We start from the raw sequence: 15,088 nt of genomic DNA, 5'->3' as shown, positions 1-15,088 counted from the left end.
GGGCGGGATGGGGATGCGGGCCGGGGTGAGTGGTCATGCGTCCGTCAGTCTTGCCTCCTCCAGGTCCAGGGAACGCTGGAGTCGCCTGCGGGTCGTGTCGCTGATGGTGTGGTCGTCGTAGAGGCGCTGTAGTTCGACCGTTTCCACGGCGATCAGGTCGCGGCGGAGTTGGCGGTAGACCAGGTCGGCCGATTCGACGTGGGCGGCTTGGCCGTTGTTGTCGGAGAGGCGGTCGCGGGCGTCGTCGAGGCGGGCGTTGAGGCCGCGGCGGAGCCGGTCGAGGACGACGTCCGGTACGGCTTCCAGCTCGGCGAGTTCGTCGAGGCGGCGGATGCCCGCGTCGGCCAACCGGCAGCGGGCGGAGGCCTCTTCGCGTTCCGTGTGGTCGGGTTCGAGGGCGATGCCGGAGCGGCGGACGACGGGCGCGAGCGTGAAGCCCTGTACGACGAGGGTGACCACCACGACCGAGGTCGTGAGGACCAGGACCAGTGGGCGGTCGGTCAGCGTGGTGCCGCTCTTCGTGACCTCCGGGATCGACAGGGCCGCCGCCAGCGGGAGGACACCCCGGGTGCCCGCCCAGGTGAGGACCATCGGCACCCGCCAATTCACCCTGTGCACCCCGCCCCTGCGCTGCACCACCGCCGACAGCGGCGCCAGCCACAGCAGTCGTACGGCGATCAGGGTGCCGGCCACCGCGAGCGCGTACAGCGGCCACGCCCGGTCGCCGTCGGACAGCGCGCGCACCTGCGCGGGCAGCGCCAGTCCGATGAGCGAGAACACCACGCTCTCCAGCAGGAACACCAACGTGCCGTAGACCGCGTGCAGTTGGAGCCGGATGCGGGCGTTGGTGAGGCGATTGCCGCGACCGCCGAGTACGACGCCGGCGACCACTACCGAGGTGACGCCGGACGTGTGGGCGCCCTCCGCCAGGACGTAGGCCGCGTACGGCGTGACCAGGGCGATCACCGTCTCCAGGACCGGGTCCTCGGTGCGTCGGCGGATCAGGGTCACGACGTAGGCCACGGCCGCCCCGACGACCGTGCCGCCGCCCGCGAGGACGACGAACTCCCCGCCCGCCGCACCCCAGTTGGCCGCCGCCGAGGCCACGGCGACGCTCACCGCGACCCGGAACAGGACCAGCGAGGTCGCGTCGTTGAACAGGGACTCCGCCTGGACGAGTACCTGGACCCGGGGTGGCAGCGCGAGCCGTCGGCCCAGCGCGGTGACGGCTACCGGGTCGGTGCTGGCCAGGACCGACCCGAGCACGAGCGCCATCTGCCAGGAGAGTGGGGTGACCGTCGACGCCACCCAGCCCACGGCTGCCGCCGACGCGAGGACCAGGCCGATCGCGAGGATCCCGACCGGCTTCCACACCGCCTTCAGCTCGCGCCACGACATCTCCTCGGCGCTGGCGTACAGGAGCGGCGGCAGGACGACGAGGCCGATCACGTCGGGGCTGATCTCGATCGACGGGGTGCCCGGCAGCAGGGCCACGGCGAGACCGGCGACCACGAGGAGGGAGGGGGCCGGAATGCGCCACCGGCGGGCGAACGTCGCTACCAGCGTCGCCAGAACCACGAGTGCCAGAACCGTACCGACGCCGCGCATGCCGTCCCCCTGGAGCTTGGACGAGCCCATGTGGACTCCCCGCCGACCAGACTTCCCGGCACACCGCGCTCACCCTAACCCGGCCGGACGCCGTCAAGACAGTGTCAACGTCCTCGCGGGCGGCGCCAGAGACGCGTCAAGAAGCCTGCCCCGGCGGCTGCGGGGCGCTTGTCTGGGAGGCGATGAACGACGTACGACGCGGGCGGCTGAAGGTCTACCTCGGGGCGGCCCCGGGTGTCGGCAAGACCTACCGCATGCTCGACGAGGCACGGCGCCGGGCCGCTCGCGGCGCCGATGTGGTGGTGGGGTTCGCGGAGTGCCACGGGCGCCCGCGCACCGAGGCGATGCTGGATGGCCTGGAGGTCGTCGCACGGGCCCAATGCGCCTACCGGGGAGGGGAGTTCGAGGAGATGGACCTCCCCGCGGTGCTCGCGCGCCGCCCGGAGGTCGCCGTGGTCGACGAGTTCGCGCACAGCAACGTCCCCGGCGGCGGGCGCAACGCCAAGCGCTGGCAGGACATCGATGCGCTGCTCGCCGCCGGTATCGACGTCGTCACCGCCGTCAACGTGCAGCATCTGGCCTCCCTCAAGGACGTCGTCGAGAAGATCACCGGGGTCCCGCAGCACGAGACGGTGCCCGACGACGTCGTCCGCCGGGCCCGGCAGATCGAGCTGATCGACATGCCCCCCGAAGGACTGCGGCGGCGCATGGCGCACGGCAACATCTACACGCCGGAGAAGATCGACGCGGCCCTCGCCAACTACTTCCGGCCCGGAAACCTCACCGCCCTGCGGCAGTTGGCGCTGCTGTGGGTGGCCGACCGGGTCGACGAAGCCCTGCACACCTACCGCGCCGAGCACGCGATCGGCGGGGTGTGGGAGACGCGGGAGCGGGTGGTCGTCGCGCTGACCGGCGGCCCGGAGGGCGACACGCTCATCCGGCGGGCCGCCCGTATCGCCGACCGGTCCGCCGGCGGTGACCTGCTCGCCGTGCACGTGGCCCGCAGTGACGGACTCGCCGCCGGGGTGTCCCATGCGTCACTTGCCAGGCAGCGGCGGCTCGTCGAGGACCTCGGCGGCAGCTACCACTCGGTGGTCGGCGACGGTGTCGCCACCGCCCTGGTCGAGTTCGCCCGCACCGAGAACGCCACCCAACTCGTCCTCGGCACCAGCCGCCGGGGCCGGTTCGAGCGGTTCCTGACCGGCCCCGGCACGGGCGAGACCGTGACCGAGCTGTCCGGTGACATCGACGTCCATCGAGTCACGCACGAGCGGGCCGGACGCGGCACCCTGCTGCCGTCCCGGCGGCGTACTCTCTCGACGGGACGGCTGATTGCCGGGCCAGTGGCGGGACTTGTGCTGCCGGTGCTGCTCACCGTCTGCCTCGCCCAGGTGCGCGGCACGGTCAACCTCACCAGCGAAGCCCTGCTGTTCCTGCTCGCCGTCGTCGGGGTCGCCTGCATAGGCGGTGTCACCTCGGCGGTCATCGCGTCGGTGACGGCCTCGCTGCTGCTCAACTACTGGTTCATCCCGCCCATCGGGCAGTTCACCCTGGACGACCCCAACGCCCTGTTGGCGCTAGGGGTGTTCACGGTGGTGGCGGCGACGGTGGCCGCCGTCGTCGACCGTTCCCTACGACTGTCCCGGCGCTCGGCGCGTGCCACCGCCGAGGCGGAGACGATGTCCTCCCTCGCGGGCAGCATCGTGCGCGGCGGCCAGACGATCCCGGCGCTGCTGGAACGCACCCGCGAGACCTTCGGCACCGACTCGGCCGAACTCGTCGACCAGCCACCGGACCACGAAGTCGGCAGCGGGGTCACGACCGTCCCCGCGGGCCCCGGCGCCTTCCTCGTGCTGCGCGGACGCACCCTGTCCTCCTCGGAGCGACGGGTGCTGGCCGCCTTCGCCGCGCACGTCGGCTCCGCCGTCGAACGGGCCCAACTCGCCGAGGCCGCCGCCGAGATCGAGCCGGTGAAGGCCGCCGACCGCTTGCGTACGGCGCTGCTGCGGGCCGTAGGACACGACTTGCGGACGCCGCTCGCGGCGGGGTGGGCGGCCGTGACCTCGTTGCGCGGGCGGGATGTGGAGTTCTCGGACGAGGACCGGGACGAACTCCTCGCGACCGCCGACGAGTCCATGGCCAAGCTGAACCGGCTGCTGGAGAACCTCCTCGACCTCAGTCGGCTGGAAGCGGGTGTCCTGCCGCTGAGTCTGCGGGCCACGAGTCTGGAGGAGGTGCTGCCGATGGCGCTCGCGGACGTGCCCGACGTGGATCTGCGAGACGTGGAGTCGATACCGCCGGTGCTCGTCGATCCGCCGCTGCTGGAACGCGTGATCGCCAACCTGGCCGGCAACGCGGCCCGGCACACTCCGGCCGGACGCCGGGTCATGGTCACCGCCAGCGCACTGGGCGGACGGGTGGAGTTGAGGGTCGTGGACCGAGGGCCCGGGCTCCCAACCAGCGGTCGTGAGCGCCTCTTTGAGCCCTTTCAGCGGCTCGGCGACACGGACAACACCACCGGGCTCGGGCTGGGGCTCGCCCTCGCGCGCGGGCTCACCGAGGCGATGAACGGGACCCTCACCCCCGAGGACACCCCGGGCGGCGGCCTGACGATGGTCGTGTCGTTGCCGCTGGCCGAACGGGCGGATCTGCCGGCCTCCACCGCGGTTGTCACTCCAGGCCCGACACCTTGAACACGGTCTCCGCGGTCTCGCGTTCGACGCGTTCCGCGATCCGGCGCAGCGCGGTCGCCCCGCACGTGAGCGAGCCGGAGGCGAGGGACCGGCGGGAGTCCTCGGAGACGCGGTGCCACAGGTCCGGGTTGTGCACCAGCACATCGGGGTCGATCTCGACCCGGGCGCCCAACTCGTCCCGCAGCACGAGGCGTTGAGAGACCCCGTCCAGACAGCGCACCGACACCAGCCGGTCCGTGCGGACGCGTCTCTCGCGCAGCAGCCCGCGCGCGGACAGCCAGCCCTCGCCCGCCCGGACCCGGGCCGGATACAGCACCACGAGGAGCAGTACGGCGAGGGCGATCCAGAGCGCGCCGCGCCAGAGGGTGAGACGGCCGCTCAAGTGGTCGACGAGCAGCAGGAGTCCGAGCAGCGCGCCCGCGCAGCGGAACGTGTCGCGCAGGTCCCGCGCCCACCGGCGGTCGTGTGCCGCCGCCCGTGGTCGCTGCGCGTGTGCGTCGTCGGGGCGTCCCATGGTGGCGACGGTAGGGACTCCGGGCGTACGGCGGCCGGACCTTGACGCGACTCTGACGGGCGGCCGGTGCTTCTTGACGCCGTCGCGGCGGGGGAGGGCGGTCGCGCAGGTCACATCGTCGTCAAGGTCGCGTCAAGGAACGGGTGTTCGGCGCGAAGAAGACGCAAGGAGATGGGGAAACCGGCGGTGGCGGGACAGAACCTGGAGCGCACTCGCGCGTTCCCGTCACCGCGCGTCCGTACGTGAAGGAGCCACCAGCATGACCGTTCTCGCTGTCCAGCCGGGCGCGACGCCCGCCGACGAGGAGCCCCCGGATACCGGCGAACGCCATCGGCTGACCGCCCTCGCCGGGTTCGCCGCCCTCTCCCTGGACGCCATGGCGTCGGTCGCGTACGGCCCCGAGGCGATCGTCCTCGTGCTGGCCGCCGCCGGTGCGCACGGGCTCGGTTTCACCCTGCCGGTCACGCTCGCCATCGCCGCTCTGCTGGCGGTGCTCGTCGCCTCGTACCGGCAGGTCATCGCGGCCTTCCCGGACGGCGGCGGCTCCTACGCCGTGGCGAAGACCCACCTGGGCGCGCGGACCAGCCTGGTGGCGGCGGGCTCGTTGGTGCTGGACTACGTGCTGAACGTGGCCGTGGCCGTCACCGCCGGAGTCGCGGCGCTCACCTCCGCTTTCCCCTCGCTCTACGGTGAACGGCTGTGGCTCTGCCTGGCGGTGTTGACACTGGTGACTGCTGTGAACCTGCGTGGGATCGCCGAGTCGGCGCGGGTGTTCATCGTGCCGACCGTCGTGTTCATCGGCTCGATCTTCGTCCTGATCGTGATCGGCCTCTTTCGCGATGCGCCTGTGAACCGGGTCAACAGCGAGTCCGTGGTGAACGGCAATGCCACAAGCGTCGGTGTCCTGCTCCTGCTGAAAGCTTTCGCCTCCGGGTGCAGCGCCCTCACCGGCGTCGAGGCCATCGCCAACGCCGTGCCCTCCTTCCGCACACCCCGCGTCAAGCGGGCCCAGCGCGCGGAGGTCGCCCTCGGCGCGGTGCTCGGTGTGATGCTGATCGGCCTGTCGGTCCTGATCTCCCGCTTCCACCTCCAGCCCGTCCAGGGAGTCACCGTCCTCGCTCAGCTCGCGGACGCCTCCCTCGGCCACAACTGGGCTTTCTACGTCATCCAGTTCGCGACGATGATCCTGCTCGCCCTGTCCGCGAACACGTCCTTCGGCGGACTGCCCGTCCTGCTGAAGCTGCTGGCCCGCGACAACTATCTCCCGCACGTCTTCGCCCTCAAGGCCGACCGCCAGGTGCACCGGCACGGCGTGCTCGCGCTGGCCGCGGTCTCGGCGGCCCTGCTGGTGTTCTCCGGCGGCGACACCAACACCCTCGTGCCGCTCTTCGCGATCGGCGTCTTCGTCGGTTTCACCGTCGCCCAGGTCGGCATGGTCCGGCACTGGCGCGGCGAACGCGGCACCGGCTGGCGCGGCAAAGCCCTGCTGAACGGCTCCGGCGCGGTCCTCACCGGCGTGGCCGCGGTCGTCGTCACCGCGTCCAAGTTCGAGGACGGCGCCTGGCTGATCGTGATCACCCTGCCGCTGCTCGTGGCCGCCTTCGAGACCGTGCACCGCGCGTACGCGCACATCGGAGAACGGCTCGGCCTCGGCCGCATTCCGGAACCGCCGCACCGCGACTGGTCGGTGGTGATCGTGCCGGTCTCCTCCCTCTCCCGGCTCACCTCCGAGGCACTGACGGCCGCCGCCTCCCTCGGCGACGAGGTCCGCGCGGTCACCGTCTGCTACCCCGACCCCGAGGACCGCGCCCACCTCCACGCCCTGGAGCGCGCCTGGGCCGAGTGGAACCCCGGAGTGCCCCTGGTCCGCCTCGCCTGCGAGCGCCGCACGCTGGGCCGCCCCATCGCCGCCTACGTACGGGACGTCTCAGCGACGGAACCGGACACGCGGGTCACCGTCCTGATCGCCGAGGTGGAGCCGGTACGGCTGTGGCAGCGGCTGCTCCAGAACCAGCGCGGGGCGGTCGTCGCCCATGCCGTACGGCGGGACACGGACGCGGTGATCTGCCGGCTGCGGTTCCGGCTGTTCTGATCCCCGGGTGCGGCGGGCGCGCCCGGTTCGCGGCCTCGCCGTAAGAGTCGCGTCAAAGGCGTATGCGTCGCCGTAAGGGAGCCGTCAACGGCGGCTGAATCCGGTCACGGGCGCGGTTACCTCTAAGCGTCCGTTCCATCCGAACCTCATTCCAGGAGCTCACGATGGCCGATCTGGCCTTCGTCGTCACCACGATCGCGGTCTTCGCGTTGGTGGCCCTCGTCGCCAAGGGGGTGACGAAGCTGTGACCGCCGAGGCTGCATTCATCGGCGGCGTCGGCTTCGTGGTGTCCGCCGCCCTGCTGGGCCATCTCCCCGCCCCGAGGCACCAGGGGGTGTCGCTGTGACCGCCGAGAACATCGTCGGCCTCGTCGTGGCCGTCGCCCTGCTGGGCTATCTCGTCCTCGCCCTGATCTTCCCGGAGAGGTTCTGAGTCGCGAATGGGTCCCGTCCTTGCCGGTGTGCTCCAGCTGATCGCCTTGATAGCGGCGCTGGGGCTCGCCTACGTCCCCCTCGGCACCTACATGGCCAGGGTCTACTCCTCCGACAGGCACCTGCGGGTCGAGAAGTGGATCTACAAGGGCATCGGTGCCGACCCGAACACCGAGATGCGCTGGCCGGCGTATCTGCGCGGCGTGCTCGCCTTCTCGGCGGTCGGCGTTCTCTTCCTGTATCTGCTCCAGCGACTTCAGGGCATCCTGCCGGGCTCGCTGGGCTTCTCCTCGGTGAACCCGGCGCAGTCGTTCAACACGGCCGTCTCGTTCGTGACGAACACCAACTGGCAGTCGTACTACGGCGAGCAGACCATGGGTCACGTCGTGCAGACCGCGGGTCTCGCCGTGCAGAACTTCGTCTCCGCGGCCGTCGGTATCGCCGTCGCGGTGGCTCTCGTACGAGGCTTCGCGCGCTCCCGTACCGGTGAACTCGGCAACTTCTGGACCGACTTGGTGCGTGGTGTCATCCGCATCCTGGTGCCGCTGTCGGTCGTCGCCGCGCTCGTGCTCGTGGCGTGCGGCGCCATCCAGAACTTCTCCGGGATCCATGAAGTCGGTCAGTTCATGGGTGGGCACCAGCAGTGGAACGGCGGCGCGGTCGCCTCGCAGGAGGCCATCAAGGAGGTCGGCACCAACGGTGGCGGTTACTTCAACGCCAACAGTGCCCACCCCTTCGAGAACCCGACCCCCTTCACCAACCTCTTCGAGATCTTCCTGCTGCTGGTCATCCCGTTCGCGCTGACCCGCACCTTCGGCGTGATGGTCGGCTCGATCAAGCAGGGCTACGCGATCCTCGCCACCATGGCCACCATCTGGGTCGGCTTCGTCGCCCTGATGATGTGGACCGAGTTCGCCCACCACGGCGCGGCACTCCAGGCCGCCGGCGGTGCGATGGAGGGCAAGGAGACCCGGTTCGGCGTCGGGGCCTCGTCCATCTTCGCGGTGTCGACCACCCTGACCTCGACGGGTGCGGTGGACTCCTTCCACTCCTCGTTCACCGGCCTCGGCGGCGGAATCACCATCCTGGGCATGCAGTTGGGCGAGATCGCACCCGGCGGTACCGGCTCCGGTCTCTACGGCATGCTGATCATGGCGGTCATCGCGGTGTTCATCGCCGGTCTGATGGTCGGCCGTACGCCCGAGTACCTGGGCAAGAAGATCGGCACCCGTGAGATGAAGCTCGCGGCCTGCTACATCCTGATCACCCCGGCCCTGGTGCTGATCTTCGCGGCCGCCTCCATGGCGCTGCCGACCCCGCCGCACTCCATGCTGAACTCCGGGGCGCACGGCTTCTCCGAGGTGCTGTACGCCTTCACCTCCGCCGCCAACAACAACGGATCGGCGTTCGCCGGCCTGAACGCGAACACCGACTGGTTCAACACCATGACCGGGCTCGCGATGGTGCTCGGCCGCTTCCTGCCGATGGTGTTCGTGCTGGCCCTGGCCGGTTCGCTCGCCGAGCAGAAGCCGGTGCCGGTCACGGCAGGAACCCTGCGCACCGAAAAGCCGCTGTTCACCGGCCTGTTGGTGGGCGCGATCCTCATCATCACCGGTCTGACCTACTTCCCGGCCCTGGCGCTGGGACCGCTGGCCGAGGGGCTGGCGTCATGACCACCCGCATAGACAACCAAGAAAACCAAGAGGACTCGATGTCCACTGCCACCCCGACCAGGGCGCCGCACAGCGATGTGCCGACCGGTCACAAGGACGAGGGACGGGTCGGCGCGGGCCTGTTCGACCCGAAGCAGCTGATCAGGTCTCTGCCCGACGCCTGCCGCAAGCTCGACCCGCGCGTGATGGTCAAGTCGCCCGTGATGTTCGTGGTGTGGATCGGGTCCGTGCTGACCACGGTCTTCTCCTTCAAGGACCCGGGCGACTGGTTCGGCTGGGCGATCAGCGCCTGGCTGTGGCTGACCGTCATCTTCGCCAACCTGGCGGAGGCCGTCGCCGAGGGCCGCGGCAAGGCGCAGGCGGACACCCTGCGCAAGGCCAAGACCGACACGGTGGCCCGGCGGCTCAACGGCACCGTCGAGGAGCAGGTCCCCGGTACTGAGCTGCGCATCGGCGACCTGGTGGTGTGCGAGGCGGGCGACATCATCCCCGGCGACGGTGACGTCGTAGAAGGCGTCGCGAGTGTCGACGAATCGGCCATCACCGGCGAGTCCGCGCCCGTCATCCGCGAGTCCGGCGGCGACCGCTCGGCCGTCACCGGCGGTACGAAGGTCCTCTCCGACCGCATCGTCATCAAGATCACGACGAAGCCCGGCGAGACCTTCATCGACCGGATGATTGCCCTGGTCGAGGGCGCGGCCCGGCAGAAGACGCCCAACGAGATCGCGCTCAACATCCTGCTTGCCTCGCTCACCATCGTCTTCCTGCTCGCCTGTGCCACGCTGCCGCCGTTCGCGGACTACGCGGGCACCCACCTCACGATGATCGTGCTGGTGGCCCTCCTGGTCTGCCTGATCCCGACGACGATCGGCGCACTGCTCTCCGCGATCGGCATCGCGGGCATGGACCGGCTGGTGCAGAGGAACGTACTGGCCATGTCCGGCAGGGCAGTTGAGGCCGCCGGTGACGTGTCGACCCTGCTGCTCGACAAGACCGGCACCATCACCCTCGGCAACCGCCAGGCCTCCGAGTTCGTGCCGGTGACCGGTACCACCGAGGCCGAGGTCGCCGACGCCGCCCAGCTCTCCTCGCTGGCCGACGAGACGCCCGAGGGCCGTTCCATCGTCGTCCTGGCGAAGGAGAAGTACGGGCTGCGGGAGCGCCACCAGGGCGAGTTGGCCCACGCCGAGTGGATCGCCTTCACCGCCCAGACCCGTATGTCGGGCGTGGACGTCGACGGGCGCAAGATCCGCAAGGGCGCGGCCGGTTCGGTCGTCACCTGGGTCCGGGAACGGGGCGGCGAGGTGTCCGAGGACGCCGGCGCGCTCACCGACCGGATCTCCGCGGCCGGCGGCACTCCGCTCCTCGTGGCCGTCGAAGACGCCGACGGGGCACGGGTGTTGGGCGTCATCCACCTCAAGGACGTCGTCAAGGCGGGCATGCGCGAGCGGTTCGACGAGCTGCGCCGCATGGGCATCAAGACCGTCATGATCACGGGCGACAACCCGCTGACCGCCAAGGCGATCGCCGAGGAGGCGGGCGTCGACGACTTCCTCGCCGAGGCCACTCCCGAGGACAAGATGGCCCTCATCAAGCGGGAGCAGGCCGGCGGCAAGCTGGTCGCGATGACCGGCGACGGTACGAACGACGCGCCCGCGCTGGCCCAGGCGGACGTCGGCGTCGCGATGAACACCGGCACGTCGGCCGCGAAGGAGGCCGGCAACATGGTCGACCTCGACTCGAACCCGACCAAGCTCATCGAGATCGTCGAGATCGGCAAGCAACTCCTCATCACCCGGGGCGCGTTGACGACGTTCTCGATCGCCAACGACGTCGCGAAGTACTTCGCGATCATCCCGGCGCTGTTCGCGGCGGTCTACCCGGGCCTGGACAAGCTCAACATCATGCACCTGGCCTCGCCCGACTCCGCGATCCTCTCCGCGGTCATCTTCAACGCGCTGGTCATCATCGCGCTGGTCCCGCTCTCCCTGCGGGGCGTGCGGTACCGGCCGGTCAGCGCCGACAAGATGCTCCGGCGCAACCTCGGGATCTACGGCATCGGCGGCCTGATCGCCCCCTTCGTCGGTATCAAGATCATCGACCTCCTCATCTCCCTCATCCCCGGGCTGTAACTTTTTGAAAGCGTGCTGATCGGCTATGAACAACTCGGTATCCAACACAGCCCGGTTGCTCTGGGCGGCCCTGCGGGCGCTCCTCGTGTTGACTCTGGTAACAGGCGTGATCTACCCGTTGGCCGTCACAGGTGTGGCCCAGGCGCTGTTCAATAACAAGGCCAACGGCTCGGAGATCAAGTCGGAGGGCAAGGTCGTCGGTTCCTCGCTCATCGGCCAACAGGGCTACAGCCTCGACTACTTCCAGCCGCGTCCCGCCAACGGGCTGGGTGTGAACTCGATCAACACCCAGTACAAGCTGATCCTGTCCGGCGCCACCAACCTCTCCGCCGACAGCAAGGTGCTCGTCCAGCAGGTGAAGGTAGCCAAGGCCGCCGTCATCAAGGACAACTCGGTGCCCGGCTACACGGTCAAGGCGTCCCAAGTGCCCGCCGACGCGGTCACTTCCTCCGGCTCCGGACTCGACCCGGACATCTCCCCGGCGTACGCGGACCTCCAGGTCCACCGCATCGCCGAGAGGAACAGCCTGACCGTCGCCCAAGTGCGGAAGCTGGTCGACGAGCACACCGACGGCCGCACCCTCGGCTTCATTGGGGAGCCCACGGTGAACGTGCTGGAGCTCAACATCGCGCTCAAGTCCCTTGTGGCGAAGAGCTGATGGCGTTACACGACCGGCAGGGGAGTCGGCGGCCCGGGAGGGATCCCGGCACCGCCGACTCCCGCCGCCATGCCCGGGACCTCACGAAAGGCACACCCCCATGACACGGGTGCTGGTGGTCGAGGACGACCCGCAGCTCGTACGGGCCCTCGTGATCAACATGCAGGCCCGCCGCTACGGCGTCGACGCGGCCCCCGACGGAGCCACCGCGCTCCGGCTCGCGGCCGCGCGACAGCCGGACGTCGTGATGCTCGACCTCGGACTGCCCGACATGGACGGCGTCGACGTCATCAAGGCGCTGCGCGGCTGGACCAGGGTCCCGATCCTGGTGCTGTCGGCGCGGCAGGCCTCCGACGAGAAGGTCGCCGCCCTCGACGCGGGCGCCGACGACTACATCACCAAGCCGTTCAGCATGGACGAACTCCTCGCCCGGCTACGGGCGGCGGTCCGCCGCGTCGAGGACGTGCCGCTCGCCCCGACGACCACCCTGGTCACCACCGACGACTTCACCATCGACCTGCTCGCCAAGAAGGCCACCCGCGACGGACACGACATCCGGCTCACCCCCACCGAGTGGCACCTCCTGGAGATCCTGGTGACCAACCCCGGCCGCCTGATCACCCAGAAGTACCTCTTGCAGGAGGTGTGGGGGGTGACCCAGAGCAACAAGACCAACTATCTCCGGGTCTACATGGCCCAGTTGCGCCGCAAGTTGGAAGGGGACCCGTCGAGCCCCCGCTATCTGATCACCGAGCCCGGCATGGGCTACCGCTTCGAAGGATGACATGGGACGCGGCAAGCTCCGGATCTACCTCGGCGCGGCACCGGGCGTCGGCAAGACGTACGCGATGCTGTCCGAGGCGCACCGGCGAACCGAGCGGGGCACCGACTGCGTGGTCGCCTTCGTGGAACACCACAGCAGACCGCGCACCGAGGTGATGCTGCACGGCCTGGAGGAGATCCCGCGCCGCGAACTCGCCTACCGGGACACGACGTTCACCGAGATGGACGTCGACGCGGTCCTCGCCCGCCACCCCGAGGTCGCCCTCGTCGACGAACTGCCGCACACCAACATCCCCGGTTCCCGCAACGCCAAGCGCTGGCAGGACATCGAGGAGCTGCTGGCGGCGGGCATCGACGTGATCTCGACCGTCAACATCCAGCACCTTGAGTCCCTGGGCGACATCGTCGAGTCCATCACGGGCGTACGGCAACAGGAGACCGTCCCGGACGAAGTCGTGCGCCGCGCCGACCAGATCGAGCTGGTCGACATGTCACCGCCGGCGCTACGACGCCGGATGGCCCACGGCAACATCTACAAACCGGACAAGGTCGACGCAGCCCTGTCGAACTACTTCCGGCCCGGAAACCTCACCGCCCTACGGGAGTTGGCGCTCCTCTGGCTCGCCGACCGGGTCGACGCCTACCTCCAGGAGTACCGCAGCGAACACCGCGTCTCGGCGATCTGGGGCTCGCGTGAACGGATCGTCGTCGGCCTGACCGGCGGTCCCGAGGGCCGCACCCTGATCCGCCGGGCCGCGCGCCTCGCCGAAAAGGGCGCGGGCGGTGAGGTGTTGGCGGTCTACATCTCCCGCAGCGACGGCCTGACCTCGGCCTCCCCGAAGGAACTCGCCCAACAGCGCACCCTCGTCGAGGACTTGGGCGGCACCTTCCACCATGTCGTCGGCGAGGACATACCGGCGGCCCTGCTGGACTTCGCGCGCGGTGTCAACGCCACCCAGATCGTCCTCGGCGTCTCCCGCCGCAAGGGCTGGCAGTACGTCTTCGGGCCCGGCGTCGGCTCGACGGTCGCCCGCGAGTCCGGCCCCGATCTCGACGTCCACCTCATCACCCACGACGAGGCCGGCAAGGGGCGCGGACTGCCCGTGAACCGGGGAACACGGCTCGGGCGGGCCCGGATCGTCTGGGGCTGGCTGGCCGGAATCGGCGGACCGCTGCTGCTGACCTGGCTGTTGAGCGGTGTCGCGCCCGAAGTGGGCCTGGCCAACGACATGTTGCTGTTCCTGTCCCTGACGGTGGCGGCCGCCCTGCTCGGCGGACTCTTCCCCGCACTGGCCTCGGCGGCGGTCGGATCACTGCTCCTGAACTGGTACTTCACCCCGCCCGTGCACACGTTCACCATCGCCGACCCCAAGAACATCGTCGCCATCGCGATCTTCGTGGCCGTCGCGGTGTCCGTCGCGTCGGTCGTCGACCTGGCGGCGAGGCGCACGCACCAAGCGGCCCGCCTGCGCGCCGAGTCGGAGATCCTCTCCTTCCTCGCGGGCAACGTACTGCGCGGCGAGACCAGCCTGGAGGCACTCCTGGAACGGGTCAGGGAGACCTTCGGCATGGAGTCCGCCGCCCTGCTTGAGCGCGCGAGCGATGTCGAACCCTGGACCTGCGCGGGCAGCGTGGGCCCACGCCCCTGCCAGAACCCGGAGGACGCGGACGTCGACGTACCGGTGGGCGACCACATGGCGTTGGCCCTCTCCGGCCGGGTCCTGCCCGCCGAGGACCGCCGGGTCCTGGCCGCCTTCGCCGCACAGGCCGCCGTAGTCCTGGACCGCCGCCGCCTCCGCGAAGAGGCCGACCAGGCAAGGGCGTTGGCCGAGGGCAATCGCATCCGCACGGCACTCCTCGCGGCCGTGAGTCATGACCTGCGCACCCCGCTCGCCGGTATCAAGGCGGCCGTCTCCTCGCTCCGTTCCGAGGACGTCGCCTGGTCGGACGAGGACCAGGCGGAGTTGCTGGCCGGCATCGAGGACGGCGCCGACCGCCTCGACAACCTCGTCGGGAACCTCCTCGACATGTCCCGCCTCCAGACCGGCACGGTCACCCCGATCATCCGCGAGGCGGACCTCGACGAGGTGATCCCGATGGCGCTGGGCGGGGTCCCCGAGGACAGCGTCGAACTCGACATCCCCGAAAGCCTGCCCATGGTCCCCGTCGACAAGGGCCTCCTCGAACGCGCCGTCGCCAACATCGTCGAGAACGCGGTCAAGTACAGCCCGGAGCGAACTCCCGTACTGGTCAAGGCAAGTGCCATCGCCGACCGCGTGGAGATCCGGGTCGTCGACCGCGGCCCCGGCGTCCCCGACGAGGCCAAGAACCGCATCTTCGAACCCTTCCAGCGCTACGGCGACGCCCCGCGCGGCGCCGGAGTGGGCCTCGGCCTCGCCGTCGCACGCGGCTTCACCGAGGCCCTCGGCGGCACACTCGGCGCCGAGGACACCCCGGGCGGCGGCCTCACGCTGGAGGACGCCGGTGGTTGGCCGGTGCGGGAC

The 15,088-nt window shown here is 70.1% G+C and carries 10 protein-coding genes; 8 read left to right on the top strand and 2 right to left on the bottom strand.

The window, feature by feature from the left end:
* Positions 1–33: 33 nt before the first annotated feature.
* Positions 34–1,638: a Na+/H+ antiporter gene (locus tag ACNFOC_RS37535; RefSeq protein ID WP_416963500.1), complete on the bottom strand. Its 1,605-nt coding sequence runs from the start codon at positions 1,636–1,638 to the stop codon at positions 34–36.
* A 152-nt stretch (positions 1,639–1,790) separates the two neighbouring features.
* On the opposite strand from ACNFOC_RS37535, the gene ACNFOC_RS37530 reads away from it, so the two are divergent.
* Positions 1,791–4,301, top strand: coding sequence for an ATP-binding protein (locus ACNFOC_RS37530; RefSeq protein WP_416963499.1), 2,511 nt, complete (start codon positions 1,791–1,793; stop codon positions 4,299–4,301).
* Here ACNFOC_RS37530 and ACNFOC_RS37525 read toward each other — a convergent pair.
* The gene (locus ACNFOC_RS37525; RefSeq protein ID WP_416963498.1) at positions 4,279–4,815 is read right to left on the bottom strand and encodes a hypothetical protein; all 537 of its coding nucleotides are present in this window, start codon (positions 4,813–4,815) and stop codon (positions 4,279–4,281) included. The genes ACNFOC_RS37530 and ACNFOC_RS37525 overlap by 23 nt on opposite strands.
* A gap of 259 nt (positions 4,816–5,074) precedes the next feature.
* Here ACNFOC_RS37525 and ACNFOC_RS37520 point away from each other — a divergent pair, with 259 nt between their 5' ends.
* The 7 genes from ACNFOC_RS37520 to ACNFOC_RS37490 all read left to right on the top strand — a co-directional run.
* Positions 5,075–6,907, top strand: coding sequence for an APC family permease (locus ACNFOC_RS37520; protein ID WP_416963497.1), 1,833 nt, complete (start codon positions 5,075–5,077; stop codon positions 6,905–6,907).
* A gap of 342 nt (positions 6,908–7,249) precedes the next feature.
* Positions 7,250–7,339, top strand: a complete 90-nt coding sequence (kdpF, locus tag ACNFOC_RS37515) for a K(+)-transporting ATPase subunit F (RefSeq protein ID WP_016434100.1) — start codon at positions 7,250–7,252, stop codon at positions 7,337–7,339.
* A 7-nt stretch (positions 7,340–7,346) separates the two neighbouring features.
* A complete protein-coding gene (kdpA, locus tag ACNFOC_RS37510; protein WP_416963496.1) occupies positions 7,347–9,011 on the top strand; it encodes a potassium-transporting ATPase subunit KdpA in 1,665 nt (554 codons plus the stop codon).
* A gap of 38 nt (positions 9,012–9,049) precedes the next feature.
* Complete coding sequence (gene kdpB, locus ACNFOC_RS37505) at positions 9,050–11,143, top strand: potassium-transporting ATPase subunit KdpB (RefSeq protein WP_416963495.1); 2,094 nt, start codon at positions 9,050–9,052, stop codon at positions 11,141–11,143.
* Positions 11,144–11,168: 25 nt separating this feature from the next.
* Positions 11,169–11,801, top strand: coding sequence for a potassium-transporting ATPase subunit C (locus tag ACNFOC_RS37500; protein WP_416963494.1), 633 nt, complete (start codon positions 11,169–11,171; stop codon positions 11,799–11,801).
* A 100-nt stretch (positions 11,802–11,901) separates the two neighbouring features.
* Entirely contained in the window at positions 11,902–12,585 is a 684-nt protein-coding gene (locus ACNFOC_RS37495) for a response regulator (protein WP_416963493.1), read from the top strand.
* Between the two features lies 1 nt (position 12,586).
* A partial coding sequence (locus ACNFOC_RS37490; RefSeq protein ID WP_416963492.1) for a DUF4118 domain-containing protein occupies positions 12,587–15,088 on the top strand: 2,502 nt, incomplete at its 3' end.

The sequence above is a fragment of the Streptomyces colwelliae genome, assembly GCF_048158785.1.
Lineage (GTDB): Bacteria > Actinomycetota > Actinomycetes > Streptomycetales > Streptomycetaceae > Streptomyces.
The sequence above is the reverse complement of the archived record's forward strand: the minus strand, read 5'-3'. Positions and strand labels throughout refer to the sequence as shown.

Coding starts and splice junctions, on each gene's coding strand:
- ACNFOC_RS37535 (WP_416963500.1), bottom strand. CDS start 1,638: ATGGGCTCGTCCAAGCTCCAGGGGGACGGCATGCGCGGCGTCGGTACG.
- ACNFOC_RS37530 (WP_416963499.1), top strand. CDS start 1,791: ATGAACGACGTACGACGCGGGCGGCTGAAGGTCTACCTCGGGGCGGCC.
- ACNFOC_RS37525 (WP_416963498.1), bottom strand. CDS start 4,815: ATGGGACGCCCCGACGACGCACACGCGCAGCGACCACGGGCGGCGGCA.
- ACNFOC_RS37520 (WP_416963497.1), top strand. CDS start 5,075: ATGACCGTTCTCGCTGTCCAGCCGGGCGCGACGCCCGCCGACGAGGAG.
- kdpA (WP_416963496.1), top strand. CDS start 7,347: ATGGGTCCCGTCCTTGCCGGTGTGCTCCAGCTGATCGCCTTGATAGCG.
- kdpB (WP_416963495.1), top strand. CDS start 9,050: ATGTCCACTGCCACCCCGACCAGGGCGCCGCACAGCGATGTGCCGACC.
- ACNFOC_RS37500 (WP_416963494.1), top strand. CDS start 11,169: ATGAACAACTCGGTATCCAACACAGCCCGGTTGCTCTGGGCGGCCCTG.
- ACNFOC_RS37495 (WP_416963493.1), top strand. CDS start 11,902: ATGACACGGGTGCTGGTGGTCGAGGACGACCCGCAGCTCGTACGGGCC.